The organism is Pseudomonas sp. Pse79 (genome assembly GCF_024519615.1).
Taxonomy (GTDB): domain Bacteria; phylum Pseudomonadota; class Gammaproteobacteria; order Pseudomonadales; family Pseudomonadaceae; genus Aquipseudomonas; species Aquipseudomonas veronii.
Genome location: NZ_JALJRR010000001.1, coordinates 728,664 through 737,258, shown reverse-complemented (window position 1 = coordinate 737,258; position 8,595 = coordinate 728,664). Strand labels below are relative to the sequence as shown.

Below are 8,595 nucleotides of genomic sequence, written 5' to 3'. Positions count from 1 at the left end.
GTTAAATTGATGCTGCCGCCAAGCGCCTGAACTCCCTCGGCGAGCGATAGTTCAAAGCGCTGTGCGGATGCTGCTCGTTGTAATGTTCGAAGGCAATTGCCAGGTTACGCAACGCCGTTTCCCGATCCGGTTTGGGCATGTGCGCCACGTAGTCACGCTTGATCGTCTTCACGAAGCTCTCCGCCATCCCGTTGCTCTGCGGGCTGCGAACTGGCGTGGTCACCGGCTGCAAGCCGATCTGTCGAGCAAACAGGCGTGTCTGTTCGGCGGTGTACGCCGAGCCGTTGTCGCTTAGCCATTGCACCGGCGTGGTGGGCAATTGATCACCGAAGCGCTTCTCCACGCTTTCCAGCATCAAATCGCGGATATCATCGCCGCTGTACCCGGTCGGGCTTGCCACCCAGCCGATGGCTTCGCGATCACAGCAATCGAGGGCGAAGGTCACGCTCAGTTTGGCGCCATCCTCGCAGCGGAACTCAAAGCCGTCCGAGCACCAACGCGTATCGCTGGTTTTCACGGCAATACGGCCTTCGTGCCGACGCGGCACGCCGGGCTGTTTGAGTCGACGCTCCAGCAGCAAGTTGTGATCACGCATGACCCGGTAAACCCGCTTCACATTGATCGCCGGTAGCGAATGGGTTTCACGTTCCCGACGCAGTAATCCCCAGACACGACGGTAGCCATAGCTGGGCAACTCGCTGACCTGCTGTTGGATTTCAACCACCAACTCAGCGTCGTCCACAGGTCTGCTTCGCCGTGTCTTGGGCGATACCGATTGTTTGATTCGAACCGTTAATTGCGAGCGCGCCACACCGAGACATTCGCTGACCAGCTTCACTGGTCGTCCCCCGGCAACAAGGGTGAGTGCGCAATCCATTTTCGCGACCGGGCGATCTCCACGGCCTCTTTGAGGATTTCGGCTTCCATCGTTTTCTTGCCCAGCATCCGTTGCAGTTCACGGATCTGCTTGAGCGCATCGCTCAGCTCGGAGGCCGGCACCACGGCTTCGCCAGCACTGACCGCCGACAGGCTGCCGTCCTGATACAGCTTGCGCCACAGGAATAACTGGTTGGCATTGACGCCGTTGCGCCGAGCGACGACCGACACACTTTGCCCTGGCTCAAGGCTCTCGCGAACCATGGCCAGTTTTTGCTCCGGGCTCCAGCGGCGTCGCCGCTCCTGGCCCAAAAGCTCCCCACTCTTATCGTTGCTGTTAGTCATAAACATAACCGTTTGCCTATCCCTTATCGTAAGGGGGAAACGGTGTCCTGTCTTTCATGGGGCTCGTTCATTGGCCATCCGCTCATCCACCACTCCCGTGATGAATACCTTACGAGCCTTGATCGCATACTCCATCAATTTGGCACTGACGGCGCCCTGTTGTTCTTTGTTGTCCTGCTCTTGTTCGTCGGTGTTCATAGCGTCTCCCAGACCTATTCAAAGTTCCATTTTAGGCAAACCATATCCACGGGCGTGCCTTCTGGCCGAAGGGAGCATAAGCAGCTCCCGAATCGTAAACCGTTGAGACTTTAGGCGTTCGGCCGGATGTAAGTCAAAGCCTTTGGCGGCATCTTGCTAGAACCTTGGTGAGCCATCGACCCGACGAAACTCACCGTTGGATCTTCCGAGTTTCAGCCAAGTGCAACACAAAAATGCATCGCGCCGTCACGATGGGCAGCTTCAAAAAAATATGCGAAGCAAGCTTGCAAAGGAAAAATTTGCTTCTACGCTCGAAATGTTCTTACAGAGACGTGGAAGTTTTTCCTACTCTTCTGACGGATAAAGTCGTACTCAGGATGAGGACGAGCCAAATGCCTGATTGGCATGTTGGCGCATTGCGTGCTTCCACGCCTTGGAGTTTCTTCAAGAGGATACAGGGATGATCCGTAAGCCGTTATCGCCTTATCAGCGCGACATTTGGGTTGCCGCTGCTCAGTTCCCCGAAAGCAATCAGTACACGCTCTTCTGCTACGACCGTCTCGTTGGCGAAGTGGATGAACAGGCTTTGCGTCACGCAATGGCCTCTGTTGCCAGACGCACCGATGCCTTCGGCCTGCGTCTTGGGGAAGAAGACGGTGAACCTTTTCAATGGCTCGCCGCCGAGTTGGATGTCTCGATAACGACCCTTGACCTTACGCATGAATATGATCCCGACGCTGATATCCAGGCCTGGTTGCGCAATGCGTTTGGCTTCAGTTACGCCCTGGACGGCAACCAATTGGCTGACCTGTTCCTGCTTCGAGCAAGTGATTCAACGTATGTCTATGTCCGGGCGCACCATGTTATATGCGACGCCTGGGGTTTGCAGTACTTCATGGGTCAGGTACGTGATGAATACCTGAGATTGACCGCAAATGCGGTGACGGAAACGCAAACCCAAGCGACATCCTTTTTGGCGGTCATTGAGGCCGACGACTACACGCAATTGGAACCGTACAGGGAAGATCGTGCCTACTTTTCCCAAGTATTGAGTGGGGTCGAGCCCGCCCTGTTCAGCCGCAAGCTGGCTGCTGGCGCGCGGAGTAACGCTCGTTACTCTATCACCCTGGAGCGGCCGCTGCTGGCCACCATCAGAGACCGTGGCGAGTCCCCGTTCCTGTTTCTCAGCGCCGCGATCGCGCTTTATCTGGCCCGTGTGCACCAACGTAATGAGGTCGTGCTCGGGATTCCGGTACTGAACCGTGCTGACCGCAGGGCCAAGGCGGTGGTTGGGCATTTCGCCAATACTTTGCCGTTGCGCGTTGAGATTATTCCAGGCCAACACATCGAGGAGTTTGTTGCGCAATTGCGGCAAGGCATTCGTACGTTGCTGCGCCATCAGCGTGTGCCGCTGGGGGACGTAGCCAAGGGCTCGGCGCCGTTGTTCGATACCACCATTTCCTATATGCGCTGGCCGAAGGCCGTCTCGATCCCTGGCGTAACCTGTGAAACCGTAGCGCAGACCCATGCTCATGATCAGGATGCACTGGCGATATGGGTGTCGGAGTTCGATGACCATAGTGATGTGCAGGTGGACTTCGAATACGCCTGTGATGTTTTTGATGAAGACTTCACGATGGAAGCGGCCGCGAAGCATGTGGCAGCAATTGCCGCAATGGTGATCTTTGCTTTGTTCGGCCAAATTAAAGCCGTCGCCATCGTGGCACTGGTGGTAATCGGTCTGACCGGTGTTTCGATGAACCCAGCCCTAATTACCCGAGGGGCACGTGTTGGACATAACAACATGCTGGTCAACTCCGTACATACGGCATGCATCATGCTCGGCGTTATGGCCGGCTCGTGGATCGGCGGCTGGGGTATTGCAGCTGGCTTGGGACTACAGGGGGCGCTTTGGGTTGGCGCTGGCCTAGGTGTACTGGCACTATTCTCGCTCCTACCGGAGCTAAGGACACGTGCCTCTCAATCAACGTTTGCGCGATAGAGGCCATTTGGGGCGATTCACTTGGCCAGTAATCAGGAGTGTATGCGTCCGGCCAAGTCATCTACCCAGCCTCGCAAGGCCAAGACATGGTGTGCACTTAAATTTAAGTGGGCACCAGTTCTAGCCTTTTAAGCGGGTATTTCATGCAACCAACACGCCGTTCCTATTCAAAATCCTTCAAGGTCCAGGTCATTCAAGAGTGTGCCCAGCCCGGCGCTTCTATTGCCAACATCGCACTCGGCCATAGCCTCAACGCAAACCTCGTCCACAAATGGATTCGGGTGCACGCGCAGAAAAGCATGGCGCTGCAACCTGCATTTATTCCGTTACCCATGCAGTTGGGCGGAGCAAGTTCGCAAGCTACATCGTCGAATATCTACGTCGAGATCCAGCACCCGCGCGGCACCGTCAAAGTGAACTGGCCAACCGAAAATGCTGCTGCTTGCGCGACCTTTCTTCGAGACCTGCTGCGATGATCCGCATCGACTTCATCTGGCTCGCTACCGAGTCGATGGACATGCGAGCGGGCACCGAAACCGCGTTGGCCAGGGTGATCGCGGTGTTCGGTGCGGCGAAGCCGCACTGTGCTTATCTGTTTGCCAACCGCCGCGCTACTCGCATGAAAGTTCTGGTACATGACGGCTTCGGTATCTGGCTGGCTGCTCGTCGGTTGAACCAGGGCAAATTCCACTGGCCAAGCATTCGTCATGGAGCTGAAATGCAGTTGGACACCGAGCACATTGGATTTAGACAGGCGGCAGTGGACTTAAATTATCAATAAGTAGTTGTTATAGAAAGGTTTTATGGAGTTTAGTGGAGCTTCATTACAGGCTATCGGGGTCCCCAAAAAACATCTGAATCCGCGACCGCAACCAACGCTCCCCCGGATCATTGTCCTGCGAGCCCCGCCATGCCATGTGCAACTCGAACGAGCGCACCGGCAGTGGCGGATCCTCGGTGCGCAAGCCGCCCGCCGCGGTCAGGGCCTCGGCGGCGTAGTCTGGCACGATGGCGACGATGTCGGTCCCGGCAAGCAGGGTGCCCAGGCCGTTGAATTGCGGCACGGCCAACACCACATGGCGTTTGCGGTCGAGCTTTTCGAGTTCTTCGTCAATAAACCCACTCAAGTCCCCGGCAAACGACACCAGCGCATGAGGGCGGGCGCAGAAGTCGTCCAGGCTGAGGGCGCCGGGCACGCTGTCGGCGCGTAGCAGTTTCGGTAGGCTGCGGCGCAGTACCTTGCGCTTGGCGTTGGCCGGTAGCTCGGCGGTGTAGCTGACGCCGATGGAGATTTCGCCGGAGGCGAGCAGGCCGGGCATCAGGATGTAATTGACACGGCGCACGACGAGCACGATGCCGGGGGCTTCGGCGCGCAGGCGTTTGAGCAGTTGGGGGAGCAGGGCGAACTCGACGTCGTCCGACAGGCCGATGCGGAACACGGCGGTGCTGGTGGCCGGGTCGAATTCGGCAGCGCGGCTGACGGCGGTGGAAATCGAGTCCAGGGCCGGGGACAGCAGGGCGAAAATTTCCACGGCGCGGGCCGACGGTTCCATGCTGCGCCCGGTACGCACAAACAGCGGGTCATCGAAGAGACCGCGCAGGCGCGACAGTGCCGCGCTGATGGCCGGCTGGCCGAGGAACAATTTCTCGGCGGCACGGGTCACACTGCGCTCATGCATCAAGGTTTCGAATACGATCAAGAGGTTAAGGTCGACACGACGCAGGTCGTTACGGTTCATCTTGTGTCCTGGATGAGTCTGTAAACTTGACGAGAGCGGCCATACATGATCCCTATGATCTCCATGCTCGGAGCATGACCGGCATGAATCTTACGGGGAAAGGCTGGTACTCTGCACCGGCTAATTGAGTTTTCCTACGATAGTTGAGGTCTATTCCTCAGTCGCGGAATCAATGACAGACATGTCGACTATTAACGGCGACCGGTGGTCTTACCCGGAAAGCCCAGATAGAGTTCAGGGCAATAGAGGTTACTTTGACGAGGTTTGCGATGTCCCGCACGATCCGTTTTCACAAGTTTGGTCCGGCTGAGGTGCTCAAGTGCGAAGAGCATGCAGCCGCGCAGCCTGCACCGGGCGAAGTGCAGGTACGAGTCGAGGCAATTGGCATCAGTTGGTATGACATTTTGTGGCGCCAGAACCTGGCGTCTTCCCATGCACGTTTGCCGTCCGGCCTTGGCCATGAGATGGCCGGGGTGGTCGTAGCCCTGGGCGACGGCGTGGATGACTTGGCCGTGGGCGATAAAGTCGCCAGTTTTCCCGCCGAGAGCCCCAATGATTACCCGGTATATGGCGAACAAATCGTCCTGCCCCGTTCGGCGTTGACCCGTTATCCGGATGTCTTGAGCCCGATCGAAGCCAGCGTGCATTACACGCCGCTGTTGATTGCATATTTTGCATATGTGGACTTGGCGCGGGTCAAACCCGGCCAGTTTGCCTTGGTGACCGACGCCAGCCACTGCGCCGGCCCGTCCTTTGTGCAACTGGGCAAGGCCTTGGGTGTGCGTGTGATTGCCGCGACCAAGGACAGCGCGGAGCGCGAGTACCTGCTGTCCCTCGGGGCGGAAAAGGTCATCGTCACCGAAGAGCAGGACCTGCTCATGCAAATCAACAAGTTCACCGATAATCGCGGCGTTGACGTGGTGTTCGATGGCTTGGGCGGCCCGCAGATGTCGTTACTCGGTGATGTGTTGGCGCCGCGTGGCAGCCTGGTGCTGTATGGCCTGCAAGGTGGCAACCAGACGCCATTCCCGGCCTGTGCGGCGTTCCAGAAGAATATTCAGTTCTTTGTGCATTGCATCGGCAACTTCACCGGCAAACCGGAGCTGGGCATCGCCCAGGACCAAGTGGCATTGCAGCGCGCGTTGCGCGACATCAACCAGATGACCGCCGACCGTGTGCTGGTCCCGCTGAAAACCACTGTGTTTCCATTCAGCCAGTTCGTCGAAGCGCACCGCTACATGGACGAATGCCCGTGCCGTGAGCGCGTCGCATTGCAGGTTGAAGCTGTTTGAGCTGTAGGAGTATTCGCAAATGAATACTCCGGCGTCTGAACGGATGGGGCAAATGCGCCATTTGTCAGGGCTTAACCCTCGCGGCGTTTAAGCCGCCATCAGGGCGCCAGGCCCCGCAAAACACGAGCTTTCCCCCCGATGCCGCGCTGTATTCCAGCGCGGCATCTGTGTGTGCGCGTAATCAACGGCTTGCCCAATTGCCATCTGAACTGGTTTCTTGCGGCGTTCTGTATCTGTTAATCATTATGCCAGTGCCGATAATCGTGACTTCACTCTCATCTCAAGGATTGAGCAATGATTGAATGTCTGACGTTCCGGCCTGATACATATGAAATTAAATTATCGCGATGCTTGCCTGCGAGACAGGGTGCGGCTGTTGGGATAGGTAACTCCAATTTATTGAAGTTTGATTGGTTGAACTGGATCTTTTCTTTATGTCGGATGCATCCTTAGTTTCCTGCTTAAGCCGGTGTAGGGCATTGTCGGAACGGTCCTAGGGTAGCCAGGACGCCCTGGCGCAAGGGTCTCAAGGAGAGGCGGCGCGAAGGGCACACAACTGGCGTTCCCTGTCGAATTGTTACGGCGTGCTAAGGGTTATTTATCGTTACGCCACGCGGTGTGACGACATTCCTACGCATCTAATGGGTCGAGCAAATAACCTCGGCAGTTACTTGGAACTGATATTTCAACTCAGGTAGTAGAACTATGAGCGCAATTCACGAACAAGCCATGAACTATGTTTATCAGCAAGTTCTGCAACGTTTGGTCGGGCACTTCACGCGCGCCGAACGTACTGCACTTCAATTATTGATTCAGCGAATTGTCGTGGCTGCCGGCGGCATGGAACAAGTGGGCGATTACAAAGTGTTGGTTGCCCATGGGGGCGGCGAAGTCAGCAGCTATACCCTGGCACTGCTGCGTGCGGCGCAACTGACTATCGCGGGCCGCGCGCCCAGGACTTTCAACTTGCGTGTGGCGACGCTCCGACATGCCGGCATGACCCAGGCCACGCTGGATAGCCTGCAGCATGGCTACAGCACACTGTTTTTCCACGACGATCCGCGGGTCGAGCTGCTGATGGTGGAAAACCAGGTAGTGCAGCCGTTCAACCACCAGCGCCCGGCCTCAGGTGCGGGCCGGGAGGTCAGCCAGCGCAATATGCTGATGGTGGGGCACCTGACCTCCGGGGATATTCGCGCGACGTTGTGTAACGATACTTACCTGTCCCTGGGGGATTTCTACCAGCGTGTCACCACCTGGAACGGAGGGGTGCATGCGCTGGTCAGCGGTGATTCACCGCGCAAGCAGAGCCAGTACCTGGCGTGGTTGAAAAAGGCGGCCCAAGCGGCCGGCGTCAGCACTGCGCCGGGCAAGCCGGCCTCGCTCACCGGGTTGTTCGCGCGCATGGAGGAGTGGAGCAACGGCTGTTATCAAGACCTCTATGGCGAGCAATACGTTGCCCATGAGAGCCCCGGCCGGGGTGGGCACCGCCATTTGGCCTACATTGGTATCGCCGACCTGCTTAACAACGTCGACGTTGCTTCAACCCCTCTGCTCAGCGACTTCCTGGGCTACGTCCCCGATCCGTTTGGTTTTCACTTCAGTCATCCAGCCTACCCCAACCCGCTGCTGATGGCTCACCTGCGCGGGGTGCAGGCCCAGTGCCTGCGCGAGCTGTCCTATGAGGACGGCGTGGCGGGTTTTCTGCGCCAGGCGATGGACTACCTGTGTCGCCGGCAAATTCCTGAACATTTGATCGCAGAGGCCTGCGGTGGGGAAGGGCGTGTGCAGTCGACGGCCTACGCCCAAGAGTTTTTTGGCCTGGAGGAGGCCCAGTTGACCTGTTTGCTGTTCTCGCCCTTCATCCATCATGGTGAGCGGTTGGAGGGTTACCTGCGTCAATGCCACCCCGGCATGCTGGTGGCACTCCCCGAGTTGCACAAGGTGCTCCAGGGCAAGCCGGCTGCCGACATGCTGCAGCAATGGGCGATCGACACCAGCGGCTTGCCGCTGCCTCTGCTCCAGCACCTTTACCGCAAGCGCCCGCTGGCGGTTGAACAGGGCGCCGATGCGCGCAAGCGCCGGGCCGCACGCCTGCAGACCAACGCCGAGGCGCGGGCGTTTCAGTTGTTCGGGCGCTAGG

At 57.8% G+C, this 8,595-nt stretch carries 7 protein-coding genes and 2 pseudogenes; 6 read left to right on the top strand and 3 right to left on the bottom strand.

Annotated features, from left to right (window positions below; all coding sequences use genetic code 11):
- Nucleotide 1: 1 nt before the first annotated feature.
- A protein-coding gene (locus tag NR164_RS03145; protein ID WP_372340277.1) for an IS3 family transposase occupies nucleotides 2–1,221 on the bottom strand; the annotation gives its coding sequence in 2 pieces (ribosomal slippage) (nucleotides 2–876 and nucleotides 876–1,221; 1,221 coding nt in all).
- A gap of 54 nt (nucleotides 1,222–1,275) precedes the next feature.
- A complete protein-coding gene (locus NR164_RS03140; protein WP_256822276.1) occupies nucleotides 1,276–1,419 on the bottom strand; it encodes a hypothetical protein in 144 nt (47 codons plus the stop codon).
- Nucleotides 1,420–1,879: 460 nt separating this feature from the next.
- On the opposite strand from NR164_RS03140, the pseudogene NR164_RS03135 reads away from it, so the two are divergent.
- From NR164_RS03135 to tnpB, 4 genes and pseudogenes are all read left to right on the top strand, one after another.
- Nucleotides 1,880–3,088, top strand: a pseudogene (locus NR164_RS03135) (condensation domain-containing protein); the annotation flags it as partial.
- A pseudogene (locus NR164_RS03130) lies at nucleotides 3,077–3,421 on the top strand (MFS transporter); the annotation flags it as partial. The pseudogenes NR164_RS03135 and NR164_RS03130, both read left to right, overlap by 12 nt.
- Before the next feature lie 143 nt (nucleotides 3,422–3,564).
- Complete coding sequence (locus tag NR164_RS03125) at nucleotides 3,565–3,897, top strand: transposase (protein WP_186354463.1); 333 nt, start codon at nucleotides 3,565–3,567, stop codon at nucleotides 3,895–3,897.
- Nucleotides 3,894–4,202 (top strand): IS66 family insertion sequence element accessory protein TnpB, encoded by a 309-nt coding sequence (gene tnpB, locus NR164_RS03120; protein ID WP_256822275.1) that lies wholly within the window; start codon nucleotides 3,894–3,896, stop codon nucleotides 4,200–4,202. The genes NR164_RS03125 and tnpB overlap by 4 nt, the downstream gene beginning before the upstream one ends.
- A 43-nt stretch (nucleotides 4,203–4,245) precedes the next feature.
- On the opposite strand, the gene NR164_RS03115 is transcribed toward tnpB, so the two are convergent.
- Nucleotides 4,246–5,160, bottom strand: a complete 915-nt coding sequence (locus NR164_RS03115; RefSeq protein WP_079443735.1) for a LysR substrate-binding domain-containing protein — start codon at nucleotides 5,158–5,160, stop codon at nucleotides 4,246–4,248.
- A 269-nt stretch (nucleotides 5,161–5,429) separates the two neighbouring features.
- Here NR164_RS03115 and NR164_RS03110 point away from each other — a divergent pair, with 269 nt between their 5' ends.
- A complete protein-coding gene (locus NR164_RS03110; RefSeq protein WP_017845697.1) occupies nucleotides 5,430–6,452 on the top strand; it encodes a zinc-dependent alcohol dehydrogenase family protein in 1,023 nt (340 codons plus the stop codon).
- Nucleotides 6,453–7,157: 705 nt separating this feature from the next.
- Nucleotides 7,158–8,594: a hypothetical protein gene (locus NR164_RS03105; RefSeq protein WP_046484150.1), complete on the top strand. Its 1,437-nt coding sequence runs from the start codon at nucleotides 7,158–7,160 to the stop codon at nucleotides 8,592–8,594.
- Nucleotide 8,595: the final 1 nt, after the last annotated feature.